16 protein-coding genes are annotated in these 20,257 nt (G+C 61.6%); 10 read left to right on the top strand and 6 right to left on the bottom strand.

The window, feature by feature from the left end; translation table 11 throughout:
* Nucleotides 1-26 precede the first annotated feature (26 nt).
* Nucleotides 27-2,108 carry a TonB-dependent receptor family protein gene (locus tag AC07S6_RS24775; protein WP_495113251.1) on the bottom strand — a complete coding sequence of 694 codons (2,082 nt, stop codon included), beginning with the start codon at nt 2,106-2,108 and terminating at the stop codon, nt 27-29.
* Between the two features lie 215 nt (nt 2,109-2,323).
* Between AC07S6_RS24775 and AC07S6_RS24770 the strand changes: the two genes are divergently transcribed.
* The 6 genes from AC07S6_RS24770 to AC07S6_RS24745 all read left to right on the top strand — a co-directional run bounded on the left by AC07S6_RS24770 (nt 2,324) and on the right by AC07S6_RS24745 (nt 8,968).
* Entirely contained in the window at nt 2,324-2,659 is a 336-nt protein-coding gene (locus AC07S6_RS24770; protein WP_038448608.1) for a YceK/YidQ family lipoprotein, read from the top strand.
* A 139-nt stretch (nt 2,660-2,798) separates the two neighbouring features.
* Nucleotides 2,799-4,556 (top strand): carbamoyltransferase family protein, encoded by a 1,758-nt coding sequence (locus AC07S6_RS24765; RefSeq protein WP_014716634.1) that lies wholly within the window; start codon nt 2,799-2,801, stop codon nt 4,554-4,556.
* Nucleotides 4,557-5,453 carry a GNAT family N-acetyltransferase gene (locus tag AC07S6_RS24760; protein WP_054896244.1) on the top strand — a complete coding sequence of 299 codons (897 nt, stop codon included), beginning with the start codon at nt 4,557-4,559 and terminating at the stop codon, nt 5,451-5,453.
* A complete protein-coding gene (locus AC07S6_RS24755; RefSeq protein WP_495113250.1) occupies nt 5,450-6,856 on the top strand; it encodes a PIG-L family deacetylase in 1,407 nt (468 codons plus the stop codon). Before AC07S6_RS24760 ends, AC07S6_RS24755 begins: the two co-directional genes overlap by 4 nt.
* 85 nt (nt 6,857-6,941) lie before the next feature.
* Nucleotides 6,942-8,090 carry a glycosyltransferase family 4 protein gene (locus tag AC07S6_RS24750; RefSeq protein ID WP_057975427.1) on the top strand — a complete coding sequence of 383 codons (1,149 nt, stop codon included), beginning with the start codon at nt 6,942-6,944 and terminating at the stop codon, nt 8,088-8,090.
* Nucleotides 8,087-8,968 (top strand): glycosyltransferase, encoded by an 882-nt coding sequence (locus tag AC07S6_RS24745; protein ID WP_054896247.1) that lies wholly within the window; start codon nt 8,087-8,089, stop codon nt 8,966-8,968. Before AC07S6_RS24750 ends, AC07S6_RS24745 begins: the two co-directional genes overlap by 4 nt.
* 48 nt (nt 8,969-9,016) lie before the next feature.
* Here the strand turns inward: AC07S6_RS24745 and AC07S6_RS24740 are convergent, their stop codons facing one another.
* A complete protein-coding gene (locus tag AC07S6_RS24740) occupies nt 9,017-10,858 on the bottom strand; it encodes an O-antigen ligase family protein (RefSeq protein ID WP_495113249.1) in 1,842 nt (613 codons plus the stop codon).
* Nucleotides 10,859-11,016: 158 nt separating this feature from the next.
* Between AC07S6_RS24740 and msbA the strand changes: the two genes are divergently transcribed.
* Together msbA and hldE are read left to right on the top strand one after the other, a co-directional pair.
* A complete protein-coding gene (gene msbA, locus AC07S6_RS24735; protein ID WP_014716640.1) occupies nt 11,017-12,822 on the top strand; it encodes a lipid A export permease/ATP-binding protein MsbA in 1,806 nt (601 codons plus the stop codon).
* A gap of 229 nt (nt 12,823-13,051) precedes the next feature.
* Nucleotides 13,052-14,476: a bifunctional D-glycero-beta-D-manno-heptose-7-phosphate kinase/D-glycero-beta-D-manno-heptose 1-phosphate adenylyltransferase HldE gene (gene hldE, locus AC07S6_RS24730; protein WP_495113248.1), complete on the top strand. Its 1,425-nt coding sequence runs from the start codon at nt 13,052-13,054 to the stop codon at nt 14,474-14,476.
* Between the two features lie 27 nt (nt 14,477-14,503).
* On the opposite strand, the gene AC07S6_RS24725 is transcribed toward hldE, so the two are convergent.
* From AC07S6_RS24725 to AC07S6_RS24710, 4 genes are read right to left on the bottom strand one after another with little or no spacing between them, the layout of a single operon-like run.
* Nucleotides 14,504-15,463, bottom strand: coding sequence for a hypothetical protein (locus AC07S6_RS24725; RefSeq protein WP_003188010.1), 960 nt, complete (start codon nt 15,461-15,463; stop codon nt 14,504-14,506).
* A gap of 41 nt (nt 15,464-15,504) precedes the next feature.
* Nucleotides 15,505-16,317, bottom strand: coding sequence for an aldo/keto reductase (locus AC07S6_RS24720; RefSeq protein ID WP_014716642.1), 813 nt, complete (start codon nt 16,315-16,317; stop codon nt 15,505-15,507).
* Nucleotides 16,314-17,489: an NAD(P)/FAD-dependent oxidoreductase gene (locus tag AC07S6_RS24715; protein ID WP_495113247.1), complete on the bottom strand. Its 1,176-nt coding sequence runs from the start codon at nt 17,487-17,489 to the stop codon at nt 16,314-16,316. The genes AC07S6_RS24720 and AC07S6_RS24715 overlap by 4 nt, the downstream gene beginning before the upstream one ends.
* Nucleotides 17,490-17,544: 55 nt before the next feature.
* Nucleotides 17,545-17,880 (bottom strand): DMT family transporter, encoded by a 336-nt coding sequence (locus AC07S6_RS24710; protein WP_003188013.1) that lies wholly within the window; start codon nt 17,878-17,880, stop codon nt 17,545-17,547.
* 103 nt (nt 17,881-17,983) lie between these two features.
* Between AC07S6_RS24710 and AC07S6_RS24705 the strand changes: the two genes are divergently transcribed.
* Both AC07S6_RS24705 and waaA read left to right on the top strand, forming a co-directional pair.
* Complete coding sequence (locus tag AC07S6_RS24705) at nt 17,984-18,874, top strand: LysR family transcriptional regulator (RefSeq protein WP_089042115.1); 891 nt, start codon at nt 17,984-17,986, stop codon at nt 18,872-18,874.
* Nucleotides 18,875-18,897: 23 nt separating this feature from the next.
* The gene (gene waaA / locus AC07S6_RS24700) at nt 18,898-20,175 is read left to right on the top strand and encodes a lipid IV(A) 3-deoxy-D-manno-octulosonic acid transferase (RefSeq protein WP_495113246.1); all 1,278 of its coding nucleotides are present in this window, start codon (nt 18,898-18,900) and stop codon (nt 20,173-20,175) included.
* Nucleotides 20,176-20,257 lie beyond the last annotated feature (82 nt).

Raw genomic sequence — 20,257 nt, 5'->3', positions numbered from 1 at the left:
CGATGGCGCCCGTCCAGGCGCTGCATTCAGAACTGATACTGCGCCCCAGCCCCCGCATACCACGAGCGCCCCGGCGCCGCTTCGTAATAGCGGTTATTGCCATCCCCCACAATCACCGACCCCACGTACTGACGATCCAGCAGATTATCCAGGCGCAGGGTCTGGTGAAAGGTCCAGTGCTCTACCTTCTGCTCAAACCGTGCGCGCCAGTTGAAGACGCTGTAGGCCGGCGCGGCGTGTTGTTGGTTGGTGTCTTCTACGTAGACCTTGCTGCGGTACATGCCTTCGATGGCGGTGCTGACCCAGTCCCGTGGTTTCCAGTTCAGTTCGGCGAACAGGGTGGTTTGTGGCACGCCGGGGAGGTAGTTGCCTTTGTCGATGGTGTTGGGGCCGCTGGTAAAGTCGCTGTCGTAGGTTGCGTGCAGGCGGGTGTAGGCGAGGCTGGCGCTCCAGTGGTCGCTTAGTTGGCTTTCAACGCCCAGTTCGAAGCCGCGGCGCAATGTGCGACCGGCGTTCTGGTAGCTGGTACGGCCACCGATGGATTGCTGCACCACCAGTTCGTCCTCGGTGGTGATCTGGAAAATGGCGGCGTTGATCCGCGTGTTGTTCAGTTGCGCTTTCACGCCCATTTCATATTGCGTGCTTTCAGACGGCTTCAAGCCGAAGTTGAAGCCCTCGGCGTTGCCCGGTGCATAGGCCAGCTCGGCCTGAGTCGGGGTTTCAAAGCCTTTGCCTGCGCTGATGTAGGCGTGCAAGTCGGGGGTGAACGCGTACATCACGCTCATCGAAGGGGTGTTTTTCTGGTAGGTCTTGTTGCCGCTGGCGTCGCCATTGCTGAGGAACTGGTCGTCAACGTCCATCTGCATCGTGCTGTGGCGTACGCCGGCTTGCAGGGTCCAGCGGTCGAGGGCCCAGTTGGCTTGGATATACGGGTCGAGGCTGCGAGCCGTGTCGATTTCGTCGCGGCGTAGTTGGCCTTTCACGCCCAGGGCATTGCCGCTGTAGTTCTGATAGCCATGGCGGCTGTCCTCGCTTTGGTCGAAGTCCAGGCCGGTAATGATCATCAGATCGCCAGGCGCGCTTTCGATGGGCTGCATCCAGCGCACGCTGCCGCCGTAGAACTTTCGATCAAATTGCACCACGCCTCCGCCGCGTTCGTTGGCGGGCGTGCCCTTTGGGATCGACAGGTACTGAATCACACTGCGCCGCCCGGTGTAGGCATTGACCTGCAAGGTCGCGCCACCGAAATACCGCTCGTAATTCATCCCCAATTGCTGGTGATCGATACTTTTACGCGTGTTGTAGTTCAGCGCATTGGCGCTTACCGAGCGCGGGTCGGCCTTGTACGCTGCCCAGGTTTGCCCCAGTGGATCTTGCGTACCGTTCTGCTCCAGGCTGCTGTAGATCAATGCCAGCTTGCTGTCGTCATCGGGCTCGACATTGAGCTTGGCGAAGGTCTGGTCGCGGCGCGCGCTGCTGTGATCGCGGTAGCCGTTGGTGTCCATGCGCGAGGCATCGAGCACAAACCCGGCACCATTCGCCGCGCCCTCGGCGCTGAGGTGGTTCTTGTTCAGGCCGTCGCTGCCCACCAGGGTTTCGGCGCCGATACGCGGCGGGCCTTCGCCGTCGCGAGAGAACATCTGGATCACGCCCCCGGCGTTGCTGCCATACAGCGTCGCCGCCGGGCCGCGCAGCACTTCGATGCGCTCGGCGGTGTCGAGGTTGAAGGTGGCGGCCTGACCCTGACCATCCGGGGTACTGGCGGGGATGCCATCGGCGATCAGCTTGATACCGCGTACGCCAAACGCCGAACGGGCACCGAAACCGCGGGACGAAATCTGCAAGTCCTGTGCATAGTTCTGGCGGTTCTGTACCACCAGGCCGGGCACGCGGGACAGGGCTTCGGAGGCGTTAATGCCGAGCTGGCCGTCACTGATCTGCTCCCGGTTGATGCCGTCCACGGAATAGGGCAAATCAAACGTCGGGCTGGCACTGCGTGAGCCGGTGACCACGCTGGGGTCAAGTATCAGCGGCGTATCGTCGGCCTGGGCATTACTGCACAGGCCCAGCAAGAGCAGGGCAAGGCGGGAGGGAGTGGATGATGTCATGAGGGGGCCGGGTCTGTGGCGCAGCGCAACTGAATGGCGTAGGCGCAAATGCCGCCAGTTTAACGGTTCCCCTGGATTTTTTCCGAATTCACAACACTGGGCGGAACAGGAAGTTTCCCACGCGTTGCGACGGCGCCTGTAGGCTCCTGATTCGTTGGGTTAGCGAAGCTGGAACTGCTAGATTTCGGTTCCTCCAAAAAAGAAGAGCCGAAAACATGCGCACAACGAGCATGAAGTTACTGGTGCTGGGGAGCATCGCATTAACCATGGCTGGCTGCGGAACTGTTACTACCGCGTTTCGCGAGGATGCCGCCACAGTTCGATCACTCAAGGCCAATAAAACCTATTGTCAGTCCGTTCCCCGTATTTACAGCGGGGTGACTTATAACCTGTGTATCTTGAACGGCCCGCCGAACTCCCGCGGCGATGTGGCAGTGAACAATGTGCCATGGACGCTCATTGATATCCCGCTCTCGGGTATCACGGACACGCTCCTGCTGCCCTACACGGTCTACCGGCAAAGCGCCGACGGTAGCATTGAACTCCAATAATCCCCTGAGCTTGCCGCTAACAGCTTCCCTCTGCTTTTAAGCTATAATCCCGCCCTTTAGCTGTTTCCCGCTCCGGCGGGAAACACACTTTTTTCAGGCGCGATGCGCCTGCATGCAGACTAAAAGAGGCTAGACCCCAGTGGCATTGACGATTCTTGGCCTGTCCGGCGCCCTTAGCCATGATCCTTCCGCAGCCCTGTATATCGACGGCAAGCTGATTGCGGCCGCCGAAGAAGAGCGCTTCGTACGCGACAAACATGCAAAGAACCGCATGCCCTACGAGTCGGCGAAGTTCTGCCTGGAGCAGGCTGGCATCAAGCCTTCGGACGTTGACGTGGTGGCGATCCCGTTTGCCCCGATCAGCCTGTTCGGCGAGGCGCGCTGGCACTACGCCAAGCGTTACTGGTACGCCCCCGACCGCGCCCTCGACGCGATCCTGATGGGCAACCGTCGCTACAAGCGCTATCGCAACAAGATCGTCTGGTGCCTGGAGCAACTGGGCTTCGATCCGAAGAAAATCAAGATTGAACCGGTAGAACACCACCTGGCTCACGCATCCAGCGCCTACCACTGCTCGGGCTTCCAGGAAAAAACCGCGATCCTGGGCATTGACGGCAAGGGCGAGTACGCCACTACCTTCTTTGGCTACGGCGAAAACGGCAAGATCCACAAGATCAAGGAATTCTACGATCCGGACTCCCTCGGCGGCCTGTACGGCGCAATCACCGAGTTCCTCGGTTTCGAGATGCTCGATGGTGAGTTCAAGGTCATGGGCATGGCGCCGTACGGCGATGCCAGCAAATACGACTTCTCGCGCCTGGCCTCTTTTGAAAACGGCGAACTGGTGATCAACACCGACTACGCCAACGTCATCGGCCTGCGCCGCTACAAAGAGAAGGGCAAGGGGTTCTACTTCTCGCCAAAACTGATCGAGTGGCTGGGGCCGAAACGCGAAGGCGACATCGCCGACGAGCCGTACATCCACTACGCGGCCAGCATGCAGGCGCTGTTCGAGAAACTGGCTTTGCAGATGATCGACCACTACCTGGGCGACATCCTCAAGGACACCGGCAAGCTCGCCTTCGCCGGCGGCTGTGCGCTGAACGTCAAGCTGAATCAGAAAATCATTGCCCGTGACGACGTCAAAGAGCTGTTCGTACAGCCGGCTTCCGGCGATGCCGGCACCGCCGTCGGTGCGGCGGCCTACGTGTCCCATGCTCGTGGTGTACCGGTCGAGAAGATGGAACACGTCTACCTCGGCCCGTCCTACAGCAACGAAGACGTGATTGCCGCGTGCGCCAAGCACGAGAGCAAGCCGAACTGGCGCAAGATCGAGAACATGCCTAAGCGCATTGCCAAGATCATGGTCGACGGCAATCCGGTAGCCTGGTTTCAGGGGCGCATGGAGTTTGGCCCGCGTGCCTTGGGCGGTCGCTCGATCATCGGTTGCCCAAGTGCGACCGGCGTGGCGGATCGCATCAACCACCAGATCAAGTTCCGCGAGCGCTGGAGGCCTTTCTGCCCGTCGATGCTCGACACCGTGGCCCCACAGATGATCAAGGTCGATCACCCGGCGCCGTTCATGACCTTCACCTTTGAAGTGGCCGAAGAGTGGAAGACCCGTGTACCGGAAGTGGTGCACGAAGACGGTACTTCCCGCGCCCAGGTGCTCAAGCGCGAATACAACCCGCGCTACTACGACATGATGAAAGAGCTGGAAGTGCTGACCGGTAACGGCGTGTCCCTGAACACCTCGCTCAACCGCCGTGGCGAAGCGATGATCTGCTCGCCGACCGACGCGCTGAACATGTTCTTCGGCTCGGACCTGCAGTACCTGATCATGGAAGACATTCTGGTGGTCAAGGACGGCGTGGACCCTTATGACGCCGTGGTTTAAATGCTGAACCGCTTCCAGGGCTGGCGGGAACGTGGCTGGGCGCCTGTCGAGGCCGAGGTTTACGCCCAGGCCTGGCAGCGTTACGGCGGCAGCGTGGCGACCCATCCCCAGGTGATCGAGCGGCTGGCCGGCCTGGCGCAGATACCCGTGCGCTACCTGGGCTGGGAGCAAGGTGGTGAGCTCAAAGGGGCGATCGCCACCTGGGGGCGCGACCTGGCGCTGTCCAAGGACGTGCTCAAGCGCAGCGGCAAGAAAGGCCTGTTTGACCTGGGCAACGCCGAGATCATCCTGCCGATTGCCGCCGATGCGCAGGCACCGTTACGGCACCGTGCGCGCTACCTCTCGGCGTTGAACGAGGGGCGCGTGAGCACCCTCAAGCCTCAGGCCGAGCAATTGGCCATGGCGCGCACGCCCGAAGACCTGTCGAAGAAGTTTCGCTATAACCAGCGGCGTGAACTGCGCCTGTTGGAAGAGGCGGGCGGCGTGGTAAGGGCGGTCAGTGAGTTTTCCAGCGTAGAACTGGCGGCGATTTATTGCGACCTGTTCCAGCGTCGTTGGGGCTTCCCGGCGGCGGGCGCGGCGCGTCTGGCCGAGGTGCTGGAGTTGCTCAAGGAATTCCTGTTCGGCTCGGTGCTGTTTCTGAACGACGCGCCGATTGCAGTGCAATTGGTGTATCAGGTGCAGTCCAACGAGTGGTTCAGCGCCGAGTATGTCAACGGCGGCGTCGACCCTGAAACCCGTGCATTCAGCCCTGGCAGTGTGCTGAGTTTCCTCAATACCCAAAGTGCCTGGGAACATGCGCGGGCGGCGAACAAGTCACTGCGCTTCTCCTTCGGGCGTTCCGACCGTGAATACAAGGAGCGCTGGTGCAACCCGGTGCCGGTGTTCAGCGTATGAGCCGCAAACAGCAAATGCTCAAGCGCCATCGGCGTAACAAACGTATTGCGCTATTGATCGGCGTGCTGGTGTTGGTCGCCACCGGCGTACTGGTCGCCTGGTGGTTGCCGCTGATCCTTGCAGGGCTGCTGTGGGCCGCCCATGAAGCCTGGTTTGCCGATCACCTGTTTTATTCGCCCAAAGACAGCTATGAGTATGCCTTCCCGGCTGGCAGCGAACAGCCCGGCTTGCGCCTGGAGGCGGGCCGGCTGCTGCTGGATACGCCGTTGGCGGCGGATGAAACCCTGATCGTCGGCGTTGAGTTGAAAAGTACCTGGCTGGGGCGTTTCTTCGATCCTGCGGTGGACCTGTTGGGCCTGCAAAGCCCGGACCGGCAAGCCTTCGAACGCGGCGTCGCTGGGCGGCGTTATCTGAACCTGACCGGCGCCGCCGAAGCCTTGGCCGCGGGCAAGCTCAAATTGCGCGGGCGTTTTTGCCGGATCAAGGGGCAGCCGACGCTGTGGCGCTTTCGCCAGCCGGACTATCGCCAGCAACGTGTGATGGTGATCGCGCCCCATGCCGACGATGCCGAGCTGGCTGCGTTCAGCCTTTACAGCCAGGCGACTGAAAGCTGGATCGTCACGCTGACGGCCGGTGAAATCGAAGCCGAGCATTATCAGCACATGGGCCTGCCCAAGGCTGAAGCTGCGCGCCTCAAGGGCCGTTTGCGAGCGTGGGACAGCGTCGCCGTGCCCCGCTGGGCGGGCGTGCCCGAGGCGCAGTGCGTGCAATTGGGCTACTTTTGCATGCAGTTGCAAGCCATGCAGGCCGCGCCAGATCAGCCTCAAGCCTCCCGCGAAGCCGATTTGGCCGATACGCGGCTGTTTCGCCAGTTCAATGGTTTTGCCCTGCCTGGCGATGCTGATGGCGCGCCGACCTGGCATAACCTGATCGCCGACCTGCGGGCGCTGCTGCTCAAGGCGCAACCCCAGGTCATCGTCTTGCCCACGCCGTTGCTGGACCCTCACGCCGACCATATCTGCGCCCACGCGGCAGTGCTGGAAGCCTTGCAGGGCCTGGAGTGGCAGCCCGACACATTGCTCGGCTACGCCAATCACCTGCATGATAACGACCGCTGGCCCATGGGCGATTCCGGCGCTGGCGTGGCGCTTCCGCCACGTTTCGATGGTGCTGTGGAACTGGTGCCGTGCAGTTTCGCCCTCGCCTTGAGCCAGCAGCAGGACAAGGCCATGGCCCTGGGCATGATGCACGACCTGCAGCCGCCAGCGCCGTTCAAGCGTCGGGTGCGTAGGTGGTTGCAGCAACTGCTGGCGGGCCGTAGTCCATCGCCCTATGGCGAGAACGAATTCTTCCGCAAGGCCGTGCGCCGTCACGAGCTGTTGTGGGTCCTGAAGCAGGACTGAGAGCCGATTGAAGGCAGGCCGTTATGCGCCTGTCGCCCTTTTTACCGGGCTGCGTGCCCGTAGCCAGATCGCTGCATGGAGAGTTATGAAGCCTCGTTTCAAGGTTTTGCAGTTACAGCCGGACTACAACGTCAAGACCCATGACTTCGCGGACTTGGGTGAGCAAATCGTCAAATCCCTGCCGGCTGAGCGCTTCGAGGTGACCTCCGGATTTCTCAGTGGGCGCCCGCTGCCCGGCCAGCCCCTGAGCGTGGCCGAGCACTCCCATTATTTCGAGCTGCCGGAAAAGTCCCTCAAGGGCATTCGCTTTGGCGCCATGTGGCAGATCTACAAGTACTGCCGCGAGCAGAAGTTCGACGTGGTCATCTGTAACCGCTTCAAGTCGGTGAACATGATGCTGTCGCTCAACCGCTGGTTGAAGATCCCGCTGTGCATCGGCATCTCCCACGGCTTTGGCGAGTACGCCCGTGGTTACCGTCGGCGTCAGACCCAGCGCTGGGTCAGCCCGGCGTGGCGCTTTGTCGGGGTGTCCGAAGCGGTCAAGGACTACCTGGTAGACCTCAACTGCGGCTTCACCCGTGAGAACACCACCTACGTCACCAATGCGATCGACATTCCCCAGGCAGAGGCTTTGCAGCTGTCCCGTGAAGACGCACGCAAGGCCTTGGGCCTGCCAACGGATGCACGGATGATTGGTGCCCTGGGCCGCCTCGTGCCGATCAAGGGTCATACCCATCTGCTGCAAGCCTTCGCCACGCTCAAGGACAAATACCCTGAGGCGCAGGTGGGGATTATTGGTTCCGGACGTGCCGAAGCCGACCTGCGTGCCGACATCGAGCGCCTGGGCCTGACCGGCCGTGCGCACTTGCTGGGCTTTCGCGAAGACGGCATGAAGTACGTGCGTGGCTTCGATATCTGGACCATGCCGTCGCTGTTCGAAGGTCTGGGCCTGGCCTTGCTGGAAGGCATGAGCGGCCATCTGCCGGTGATTGCCTCCAACGGCCCGGCGATGCTGCCACTGGTGCAGGGCGCGGGCGGCTTGTCCCATGATCCGGGCAACGTCGAACAATTGGCTGCGGCCCTGGACACTTACCTGGCCATGAGCGATGAACAATTGCGCGCCAAGGGTGAGGAGGTGTTCCGCTATCTGGAGGCCAACCACACCCTCGATGAGTTCAAGCACAAGTACCTGACCCTGATTGAAACCGGTTTGCGTGAAGTAGGTAGAGCATGAATCAGCCACAACCTCTGGTCTCGGTGATCATCGCTTCCTACAACCATGGCCAGTACATCGAGCAAAGCATTCTTAGCGTGCTGGGGCAGACCTACCCCAATATCGAGCTGTTGGTAGTCGACGACGGCTCCAAGGATGACAGCGTCGAACGCATCCAGCGCTTGCAGGCCGAGCACGGCTTTGATTTCCAGGTGCAGCAGAACCAAGGGCTCAGCGCGACCTTGAACGGTGCGATTGCTCGCGCCAAGGGTAGCCTCATCGCACCGTTCGGCTCGGATGACATCATGTTGCCGGACCGTATTGCCACCCAGGTGGCGTATATGGACGGCAAGCCGAAGGTGGGCATGTGTGCTGGCAATATCGAGCTGATCGACGGGGATGGCAACCTGCACCCGGAGAAGAAACAGCGTCGCGACGTGCCGTTTCGACGTCTGGACTTCGATGACCTCTTCCTGGACCGCAAGCCGTTTCCACCGGCGCCGACCATGCTGATTCGTCGCGAAGTGCTGGAGGAGGTCGGTGGTTTCGACCCGCAGATTCCCCTGGAAGACTTGCTGATCCAACTGAAGATCACGGCGGCGGGCTACACCATTGACGCCCTTGACGTGGTGATGGCCAAGTATCGCCAGCACGCCAGCAACACGTACAAGAACCACCGCTACATGATCCAGAACATCCTCAAGACCTACGCCAAGTTCAGCGAGCACCCGGCCTATGACGCGGTTCGCTACAACTTCCTGAACTCGATGTTTCTCAAGACCGCCGACCGCGACCGCCCGTTGGCGCGGGAGGTTCTCAAGCAGATCCCTTTGAAGTTCTGGGGGCGCAAGACCTTGCGCGGGCTAGTGCGGTTGTATCTGGCGCCGCTCAAGAACTGAACCGACGCCGCCCCCTGTAGGAGCGAGCAAGCTCGCTCCTACAGGTGTTTACAGGCTCTGGACCTGCTCGCGGATTTTCGCAGTGGCCGCTGGGCTCGCCTCCGAGGCGTAACCTTTGACCAATTGTTCGAAGTGCGTTTCGAACAGCCAGTTGCGATCCTGAGGATAACGTTGCATGTGGCGCAGGTTACGTTGGCGCAAGGCGTAACGCAGTGAAGACGGGTAGATGCGCAGGTCAGCCACGTCGATCAGGGCGAACTCACCGTCGTCCATCAACAACACGTTACCCAAGTGCAGCGAGCGGAAGTACACGCCGCGCTCGTGCAGTTGCGCCATGAACCGTCCAAAGCGCTCAACCAGTGATTCACGCAGGCTGCTGTCCAGGCTTTGCAGCGCTTGGCGCAACGTCAGCCCGGGCAACGGCGTGTAGCGCACTGCGCTGCTGGCATCGCTCAGGCGATAGAGCCCGAGGATGTGCGGCGTAGGAATGCCCAGGGTGCGCAGTTGCTCGCTGTTGCTGGCAAAGCGCTCGGAGTACGGGTTGAAGCTGCCGGAGGTGTACCAGCGGCGTGGGCGGAACAGCTTCAGGAAACTGCCGTCCTCCAGGCGCAGAACTTTGGGCCCCAGGCCATCGGCCTCAATCACATGGGCGTTGCTGCACAGCTGTTCAAACGCTGCGGGCTTGAGGTCCTGCACCGGCATGCGCAGCAGGCTGCGATGGCGCTGGGCGAGGCTCAGGCCGGTGATAATTGCCAACGGAATCCACAGCAGGAACCAGTGCTCCTTAGGGCGCGACAGAATGCCGCCGCCCTCGGTCAGGCCCGCACCGATGCCGTAGGCCAGCAGTGACGAAGCCAGGATGAACAGCGGCTGGGCGCGTTGCTGCAGGCCTTTGTATAAGCCCCAAACGAGCATGAAGGCCCATGGGATGAAACCGATGATGCCGACGTAATAGAGCACGCCGAGGGCGAAGCTGTGGGTTTCGCGTAGTTGAAGGCCATCCGACACTGTGAGAAACAGCTCCGAGTCGTAGCTATGCCCGATCCATGGATGTTCGGCGATAAGCTGCAGAGACATGCTCCACAGTTCGAAGCGAAACGAGCTGCCGCGTTTGGTGATCAATTCGGGGTGGAGCAACAGGAGTCCGGCAGCACCCACGACCATGCCGATAATGAGCAGTGCCGCACGGCGGTTGCGGCTTACGAAACTCATCCACAGGATGGCCAGCGTCAGCGCCACCAGTGGCGTGCGTGAGCCGGTCGCCAGCACCGCAGTGGTCATGACCGCCAGGGCCGGAACGCTGAACCACAGGACCTTGAGACGCTGGGTAGTCATGCAGACATACAGCCAGTACACCGTGAAAAAGCCAAACAGATGCGAGCTGAGCAGTGGGTTGTCGAGGGCGCCCAGGCCGCCGATCATGCGCATGCCGGGCGAATAACCCTTGGCGAACGCCACCAGGTTACCCAGGCTGACCACCAGCGCAATCACCGCAGCGCTGAAGAAGATCGGCTTGAACAATTCGTTGCGGTAATGCAGCAGCAGACCGCAGCCGCCAAACAGCATGAAGGTATTCAATGGTCGCTTGAACAGGTCAGTATCGGAACTGGGCGCCGGGCTCCAGAGCAGACTGGTCAACGCCCAGGCGGAGAACGCCAGGAACGCGATTGCCAGGGGCTCGCGCAGCAGGTCCTTGAATTCCCGAGGGCGCATGCACAACAGAAACAAGGTCGGTACGCTGAACAGGATGTAGACAATGCGGTGCAGTACATTGCGATTGCCGACAAAGAACAGTGCACTCAGGAGCAGCAGCAAGCCAACAGGCAAAATCCATAGGACCAGGAAGTCGAAAACGCGATTTGAGCCATAGGTAAGGCGCTTGGAGTGCATACAGTAAAGCCATTCCAGAAATAGAAAGCCGACCATCTTAAGCTAGTGGCTAAGTAATGTCGCCGGTAGGATCCAACCGGGCCGCGGCTTACGCCGGGTGCAAGTACAACAGAGAAGCTGTGCTAAAGTCAGCCTCCTTTTTCAAAACGCCGCGTGATATGACCGACTCCAGTCCGAGCGCAAGCCCTTCGAGCTTGAAAATATACTTCCGCCTGCTCAGTTACGTTAAGCCCTATATGGGCTTGTTCGCGTTGAGTATCCTTGGATTTCTGATTTTCGCGTCGACCCAACCGATGCTGGGTTACATCCTCAAGTACTTTGTCGACGGTCTCTCCAATCCGGAAGCTGTGCTGTTCCCGACCGTGCCCTTTTTGCGCGACCTGCAATTGCTGCAGGCAGTGCCGCTGCTGATCATCCTGATCGCGGCCTGGCAGGGCCTTGGTTCGTTCCTGGGCAACTACCTGTTGGCCAAGGTCTCCCTGGGGCTGGTCCACGACTTGCGGGTGCAACTGTTCAACAACCTGCTGACGCTGCCCAACCGCTACTTCGATAACCACAACTCCGGGCATCTGATTTCCCGCATCACCTTCAACGTGACCATGGTCACGGGGGCCGCGACCGATGCTATCAAGGTGGTGATCCGCGAAGGCATGACGGTGATCTTCCTGTTCGCTTCCTTGCTGTACATGAACTGGCGCCTCACGTTGGTAATGATCGCGATCCTGCCGTTGATTGCCGTGATGGTCAGTACCGCCAGCAAGAAATTCCGCAAGCAGAGCAAGAAGATCCAGGTGGCCATGGGCGACGTGACCCACGTGGCCTCGGAGACCATCCAGGGCTACCGCGTGGTGCGCAGCTTCGGCGGCGAAGTCTACGAACAGAAGCGCTTTTTCAAGGCCAGCCAGAGCAACACCAACAAGCAACTGCGCATGACCCGCACCGGGGCGATCTACACCCCGGCGCTGCAATTGGTGATCTACTCCGCCATGGCAGTACTGATGTTCCTGGTGCTGTACCTGCGTGGCGACGCCTCGGCGGGTGACATGGTGGCCTACATCACTCTGGCGGGCTTGTTGCCCAAGCCGATCCGCCAGCTCTCGGAGGTCAGCTCGACTATTCAGAAAGGTGTGGCGGGCGCCGAAAGCATCTTCGAACAGCTGGACGAAGACGTTGAGGTCGACCACGGCACTCTCGAACGCGACAAGGTCAGCGGTCGCCTGGAAGTTCGTCACCTGAACTTCACCTACCCTGGCACCGATCGCCATGTGCTCAAGGACATCAGCTTCACCGCCGAGCCTGGGCAGATGATTGCGCTGGTGGGGCGCTCGGGCAGTGGCAAGTCGACCCTGGCCAGCCTGATCCCGCGCTTTTACCATCATGAAAGCGGTGAAATCCTGCTCGATGGCATCGAGATTGAAGACTACAAGTTGCTCAACCTGCGCAAACACATTGCCCAGGTCACCCAGCATGTGACTCTGTTCAGCGACACTGTGACCAACAACATCGCCTACGGCGACCTGGCCGGTGCACCTCGTGCCGATGTGGAAGCGGCGGCAGCGGATGCCAATGCGAAGGACTTCATCGATCAGTTGCCCAAGGGCTTCGATACCCAGGTGGGTGAGAACGGTGTGCTGTTGTCCGGCGGCCAGCGCCAGCGCTTGGCGATTGCCCGTGCATTGCTCAAGAACGCGCCGTTGCTGATCCTCGACGAGGCCACCTCGGCCCTCGATACCGAGTCCGAGCGGCATATCCAGGCGGCACTCGATAAGGTCATGCAAGGCCGCACGACCCTGGTGATCGCGCACCGTTTGTCCACCATTGAGAAGGCTGACCTGATCCTGGTGATGGACGACGGGCGGATTGTCGAGCGCGGTACCCATGGCGAGTTGTTGGCGCAGAACGGCTATTACGCCCGCCTGCATGCCATGGGCCTGGATGCACCGGTGCAGGCTGATATCACCTGATCCACCCGGCATCACGGGGTAAATGAAATGTGGGAGCGAGCTTGCTCGCGAAAAACTTCAACGATGACCCGCGCTTCCTGAATAAATGCGGCGTCTGTAAGTTTCTCGCGAGCAAGCTCGCTCCTACAGAGAGTAAATCCCCTCCTACATTTGCCCTGCGGTGGTCGCAAGCCATCGCAAACCCTGTGCTAATATCGCGCCCCTGTTCATTTTGTATGTGGGTTGCTCCATGAAGTTGTCCATGCCGCGATTCAATCAAGCCGCTGTCTTGGTGGTCGGCGATGTCATGCTCGACCGTTACTGGCATGGTGGTACCTCACGGATTTCCCCTGAGGCTCCGGTACCGGTCGTCAAGGTCGAGCAAATCGAAGACCGCCCAGGTGGCGCTGCCAACGTCGCGCTCAATATTGCCGCCCTCGGCGCCCCGGCCTCCCTGGTGGGGGTGACCGGCGACGACGAAGCGGCCGAAAGCCTGGCCAACAGCTTGCTGGGCGCCGGCGTGCGTGCGCTGTTCCAGCGCATCGCCCATCAGCCGACGATCGTCAAGCTGCGGGTCATGAGCCGTCATCAGCAGTTGCTGCGTATCGATTTTGAAGAACCCTTCGCCACCGACGCCCTGGCCCTTGGCGACCAGGTCGACGCGCTGCTCGACGGTATCAAGGTGCTGGTGTTGTCCGACTACGGCAAAGGCGCCTTGCAGAATCACCAGGTGTTGATCCAGGCCGCCAAGGCTCGCAACATTCCGGTGCTGGCCGATCCCAAGGGCAAGGACTTCTCTGTTTACCGAGGCGCCAGCCTGCTCACGCCCAACCTCAGTGAGTTCGAAACCATCGTCGGCGGTTGCGCTGATGAGCACGAACTGGTGAGCAAGGGCGCGGCGCTGATGGCCGATCTCGACTTGGGCGCCTTGCTGGTGACCCGTGGCGAGCACGGCATGACCCTGCTGCGTCCGGGCCATCCGGCGATGCACCTGCCAGCGCGTGCCCGTGAAGTGTTCGACGTCACCGGCGCCGGTGATACCGTGATTTCTACCCTGGCAGCCTCCATTGCTGCCGGTGAAGAACTGCCCCACGCCGTGGCCCTGGCCAACCTGGCGGCGGGCATTGTGGTGGGCAAGCTGGGTACCGCCGCCATCAGCGCACCGGAGTTGCGCCGTGCGATTCAGCGCTCGGAAGGCTCGGAGCGCGGTGTGCTAGGCCTGGAGCAATTGCTGCTGGCGATTGACGATGCCCGGGCTCACAACGAAAGCATTGTGTTCACCAACGGTTGCTTTGACATCCTGCACGCCGGGCATGTGACGTACCTGGAGCAGGCGAGTGCCCAAGGCGACCGTTTGATCGTCGCGGTCAACGATGACGCGTCGGTCAGCCGCTTGAAAGGCCCTGGCCGCCCGATCAACAGTGTTGACCGGCGCATGGCGGTACTCGCGGGCCTGGGTGCGGTGGACTGGGTGATCAGCTTCTCTGAAGGCACGCCGGAAAACCTGTTGGCCCAGGTCAAGCCCGACGTGCTGGTCAAGGGCGGTGACTACAGCGTCGACCAAGTGGTCGGTGCGGACATCGTCAGTGCCTACGGTGGCACGGTCAAAGTGCTGGGGTTGGTTGAAAACAGCTCCACCACCGCGATTGTCGAGAAGATCCGCAACAACGAGTGATACCCCGTGGGGCGAGCCTGCTCGCCCCTAGCTTTTCTTCGGCACGATCTTGCGCAGCATCTGCCGCGCCTTGCCGGTCAAGCGCTTGAGCTTGGAGTCTTTTTCCGGCTCTGCCAGGCCCTGCTGCCTGAGCCAGTCCTTCCAGCGAATGCGCTCATCGCGCACCAGCCAGCCCTCTTGCTGGGCAAAACTTTCCGCCAGATACAGGCCGCGCGTGCTGGCCGGATACAGCTGGTCTTTCTTGACCGTGTACAACTCTGCCAGCGGCTCGCCATCTTTGAGCGGCATCAAGTACAGGTCCGGACGCTGGCGATCCAGGCGCGCCACCAGTTGGTCACCCTCCAAACGCTCATCCACATGAAACAAGCTGAGGGACTTGGCTTCCTTCGGCACTTCCAGGCGCAGGTCATAAATCAATTGCAGCGAGGCGGTCGGCAGGTGCACATAGGCCCGTGGGCGCTCGATCAGTTGCATGGTGGCGCAGCGTACCGGGCGTGCGGCGCCGGACAAGGGGCTGAGCCGAAACGGTAGGGCTTCGCGGTAATGCAGGGCGGCGGAGTAGGGCGCCGGCAGCCAGGTGTCGTTGAAGCGCCCGCCGAGCCAGCCTTCGGGTGTTTCGAGCAGGCACTCTTCAGCAATTTCCTGGATGGCGGTGTGCAGCGGCAGGTTCAGTTCATGGGCCGGGACGTAGCCGGAGATCAGCTTGAGCACCACGTCGCCACGGTCCTGGCGGCGTTGGCGCACCAGCACCCAGTAGTCCTTGTTTTGCCAGTGCAGGGTCAGGCGTACCGAGACGCCGAGGTTCGCCAGTTCCAGGGCGAAGCGTTCGGCATCTGGTACCTCGACCGGCTTGCGCCGTTGCAGGGTCTGGGCGAAGTTGAGCGGCATGCCGACGCTCTGGTAGCTCAGGCCTTCGGGGGTGGCTTCGACGTGCAGCGGCAGTGTCTTGAAGTTGCTGGGGTTCTTTCTTATGAGCGTACGCGGCATGTCGGCTCCTTCTTGCGACGGGGTCGGCCGCGTGGGCGGCATCAGAGTTGACGAATGACCCGGGCAGCAGTTGCTACGTTATGGGCCAGGTGCAGCGGATTAATGGTCCCGACAATAGCACTGGCGACGCCCGTTTGCGCGAACAACAAGGTGAAACTGGCCTGAATTGGATCCATTCCCGGTTCCAGGCATACGTGGCCGCTGGCCAGCGCCTTTTTCACCAGGATGCCCTTGCCGTGGGCGGCCGCATAGTCGATCACGGCCTTCTCAGCCTGTTCGTTGAGGTTGTAGGTGACCATCGCGCAGTCGCCCTGTTCCAGCGCTTTCACGCCGCCCTCGACGGTTTTGCCGGAGAAGCCGAAACCGCGAATCTTGCCGTCTTTCTTCAACTGCGCCAGGGTCTGGTAAACCTCGCAATCGTTGAGGATATGCAAGTCGTTGCCGTCGGAGTGCACCAGCACCAGGTCGATAAAATCCGTTTCAAGTCGTTTCAGACTGCGTTCGATCGACATCCGCGTATGGGCCGCGCTGAAATCGTGATGGGACACGCCATTGGCAAACTCTTCGCCAACCTTGCTGACGATGACCCAGTCCTTGCGCTGGTCACGCAGCAGCGGCCCCAGGCGCTCTTCGCTCATGCCATAGGCCGGTGCGGTGTCGATCAGGTTGATGCCCAGTTCGCGGGCCTGGCGCAACAGCATGCGGGCCTCGTCGTCGCCAGGGATCTGAAAGCCGTTGGGGTATTTCACCCCTTGGTCGCGGCCCAACTTGACGGTGCCCAGGCCCAGGGGCGACACCAGCAGGCCGGTGCTGCCCAGGGGGCGATGCAGGTCGTGCAGGGTTGGCAGGCTCATGGCAACAGGTGCTCCCAGACGGGTTGGCCGATTGCCGGTGCTGGCAGCTCGGGCAGCGGGGTATTGGCGCCTGGGCGGATGCCGTCGCGCTCCAGAGCGTGGAGTACGCGGTCGGCGAAGTCCGGCGCCAGGGCCAGTTTGGTGGGCCAGCCGACCAGCAGGCGGCCGTCTTCGGCAAGGAACGCGTTATCGGGACGGCTCAGCCCCGATTGCAGCGGCTCGGCGCGATCCACCCGCAGGGTGGCCCACTGGGTCTGGCTCATGTCGATCCAGGGCAGCAGTTGCGCCAGCTCTTTCTGCGCGGTGGCGATCTGTTCTTCAGGCGTACGCCCCACACCGTCAGCCTCGGCGATATCACCGCCCATGTACCAAACCCAATTGCCATCCGCGGCCGGGTGGGTGGTCACGGTGAGACGCGGCTTGGTGCCGCCGCCCAGGCAGTGGGCGTACAGCGGCTTGAGGCCTGGGCCTTTGGCGATGATCATGTGCAGCGGGCGTTTTTGCATGGCCGGCTGGCTATGGCCCAGGGCGGCGAGCAAGTCTGCCGTGCCGCCGCCAGCGCTCAGGACTATGCGCTGGGCGCGGATTTCACGGCCATCGACCTTCAAGCCCACCAGGGTGCCACCCTCTAGCAACGGTTCGATGTGCACACCTGCGAGCAGGCTGTCACCAGCCAGTTGCGCCAAGCGATTGATCAGGCTGGGCACGTCCACCACCAGCTCGGCCAGGCGGTAGACCTTGCCTTTGAAGCGACGGTCCTGCAGCGCCAGGGGCAGTTCGTCGCCCTTGACCTGATCGACGCGGCCACGCACTGCCTTGCTGGCGAAAAAGCTGGTGAGGTTGCCGGCAATCGTCCCGGGCGACCACAAGTAATGTGCCTGGGACAGCACGCGCACACCGGACAGGTCCAGCTCGCCGTTGCCGGCCAGGGCTTCACGCCAGCGGCGCGGCATATCGGCAATGGCTTCGGAGGCGCCGGTGAGGGCGCCATGGAGGGCGTATTTCGCACCGCCGTGAATGATCCCCTGGGACTTCAGGCTTTGCCCGCCGCCCAGGGTGGCGCTTTCCACCAGTACCGTGGAAAACCCCTGGCCGCGCAGGCGCGCATTGAGCCAGAGGCCAGCAACCCCGGCGCCGACAATCAGAACGTCGGTGGAAATAACGGATGGCATCGGCGACCTCAGTGTTCAAGACAAGAGGCGCAGTATACAGGCTGTTGAGTGGCGGTCAGTGCCCGGCGGTTTTCGAGAACAGCTGAATCACCACCACGCCCAGCACAATCAGGCCCATCCCCAGCATCGCCGGCACATCCAGCTTCTGCCCATAGATGAACAACGCCGCGATGCTGACCATCACGATGCCCATCCCGGCCCATACCGCGTATGCCACGCCGACCGGCACGGTGCGTACCACTAGGGTCAGCATCCAGAACGCCACGCCGTAACCGACGATCACCAGCAACAACGGAATAGGGGTGCTCCAGCCTTTGATGGCTTTCATGGAAACGGTGGCGATCACTTCCGAGCAGATGGCGATGGCCAAGTAGTAGTAGGCGGCATTCATGGGGCAATCCTCGACGTGATGCGCATTTGATAAGGTCGGCATTCTAGAGGTTCGCCAGATGGGGTAAAGTCATTACCTATCTGGAATTGAGATGGGTTGAGCCATGAGCGTGCACTGGGATCTGGAGCAGATGCGGCTGTTTGTCAGTGTCGCCGAGCAGCGTTCGTTTTCTGCCGTGGCGCGTGGGCAGCGCAAGGCGCAATCGGCGGTCAGCAGTGGCATTGCCCTGCTGGAGGCTGACTTGGGCGTTGTCCTGTTCGAACGTAGCAGCGGCCGGCAACCGCGCTTGACCGAGGCCGGCAGTGTGTTGCTGGAGGAAGCGCGTGAGGTGCTGCGCCAGTGTGAGCGCCTCACGGGCCGGGCGTTGTCGTTGACCCGCGGCGAGGAAGCCTGCCTGCGCCTGGCTCAGGATGAGGCGATGTTGTTCCAGCCGGTGCTCGACAGCCTGGAGGCGCTGGCCGTGCACTACCCGCTGCTGGAGGTGCAGTTGTCCAGCGCGGCCCAGGGCGATGTGGCGCGCAAGCTGGTGGAGCGCAAGGCGGACCTGGGGCTGTTGTTCTATCACGACCAGATTCCCGAAGCCCTGGAGCGAAGGGTGGTGGGCAGCGTGGAAATGGTCACGGTGTGCGGAGTCAATCACCCGTTGGCCAAGGAGCAGTACGTGACGTGCCAACACCTGGCCCAGTTTCGGCAGTTGCTGATGTCGACCCAGACCAGCGTCTACCCCGGCAGCGAGGCGGCCAGTCCCCTGGTGTGGCGCGCCGACAGCTTCTACGTATTGGCCGAATGGCTGATGAGTGGCCTGGGCTGGGCCTGGCTGCCTCGGCATATCGTGCAATACCCGACCTACCAGCAACAGATGGTCGAATTGGCCAGCGAGTGGACCCCGCCCGCCCTGGTGGTGGAACTGGTGTGGCGCCGCGACGAGCACCTTGGGCCCGCCGCGCGCTTCCTGGCCAAACGTTTTGCCGAGTGCTTGCAGGCGATCGACTGAAAAAGCCGATAAACTCCGCCGCCATGAATAGAACTCTCTACAGCTGTCTGTTTTACCTGGCGCTGCCGTTGGTGGCTTTACGCTTGTGGTTGCGTGCGCGCAAAGCGCCGGCTTATGCCAAGCGGGTGGGCGAGCGGTTTTCCTATGGCTTGCCGGTGATGCGGCCCGGCGGGATTTGGGTGCACGCGGTGTCGGTCGGCGAAAGCATTGCCGCCGCCCCGATGGTTCGCGGCTTGTTGGAGCGTTATCCACAGCTGCCGATTACCGTCACCTGCATGACGCCCACCGGTTCCGAGCGGATCCAGGCGTTGTTCGCCAACGAACCGCGCATCCAGCACTGCTATTTGCCGTACGACTTACCGTGCGCCGCCAAGCGTTTTTTGAACCGCGTCCAGCCCACGCTGGCGGTGATCATGGAAACCGAGCTGTGGCCCAACCATATCCACGCCTGTGCCCAGCGCGGTATCCCGGTGGCGCTGGCCAATGCACGGTTGTCGGCGCGTTCGGCCAAGGGGTACGCGCGATTTGCCAAGCTGACGGCGCCGATGCTGGCAGAAATGAGCCTGTTCGCCGTACAGACCGAGACCGAGGCCGAACGCTTGCGCAGCCTGGGTGCACGTCCTGAAACCGTGGAAGTGACCGGCTCGATCAAGTTCGACCTGAGCATCGACCCGCAGTTGACGGCCCGCGCCGCTGCCCTGCGTGAACAATGGGGCGCCAGCGAGCGTCCGGTCTGGATCGCCGCCAGTACCCACGAAGGTGAAGACGACGTGGTGCTGGCCGCTCATCGCCAGTTGCTGGCGAACTATCCCAATGCACTGCTGATTCTGGTGCCCCGTCATCAGGAGCGCTTTGGCCCTACGTTTGAGCGCTGCGTGCAGCAAGGGTTTGCCACCGTGCGTCGCTCCAGCGGCGAGCCGGTTACCGAGCACACCTCGGTGCTGCTCGGCGACACCATGGGCGAATTGCTGTTTCTTTACGCCCTGGCTGACAGCGCATTCGTCGGCGGCAGCCTGGTGCCGACCGGCGGGCACAACCCGCTGGAACCGGCGGCGCTGGGTAAACCGGTGATCATGGGCCCGCATGTCTTCAACTTCCTCGACATCACCGCGATGATGCGCGACGCCGGGGCTTTGCGAGAGGTGGACGATGCCGATGGGCTGGCCGAAGCGGTGCGACAGTTGTTTGAGTTGCCCCAGGACGCACGCAAGATGGCGCAGGCGGGGCTCAAGGTGATGCAGGCCAATCAGGGCGCGCTCAAGCGTTTACTGGACGGTTTGGACAAACTGATCAAACACTGACAACACCAACCCAATGTGGGAGCTGGCTTGCCTGCGATAGCATCACCTCGGTGTACCTGATGTACCGAGGTGTCTGCATCGC

Source organism: Pseudomonas sp. GW821-FHT07B01, from assembly GCF_059419065.1.
The sequence above is the reverse complement of the archived record's forward strand: the minus strand, read 5'-3'. Positions and strand labels throughout refer to the sequence as shown.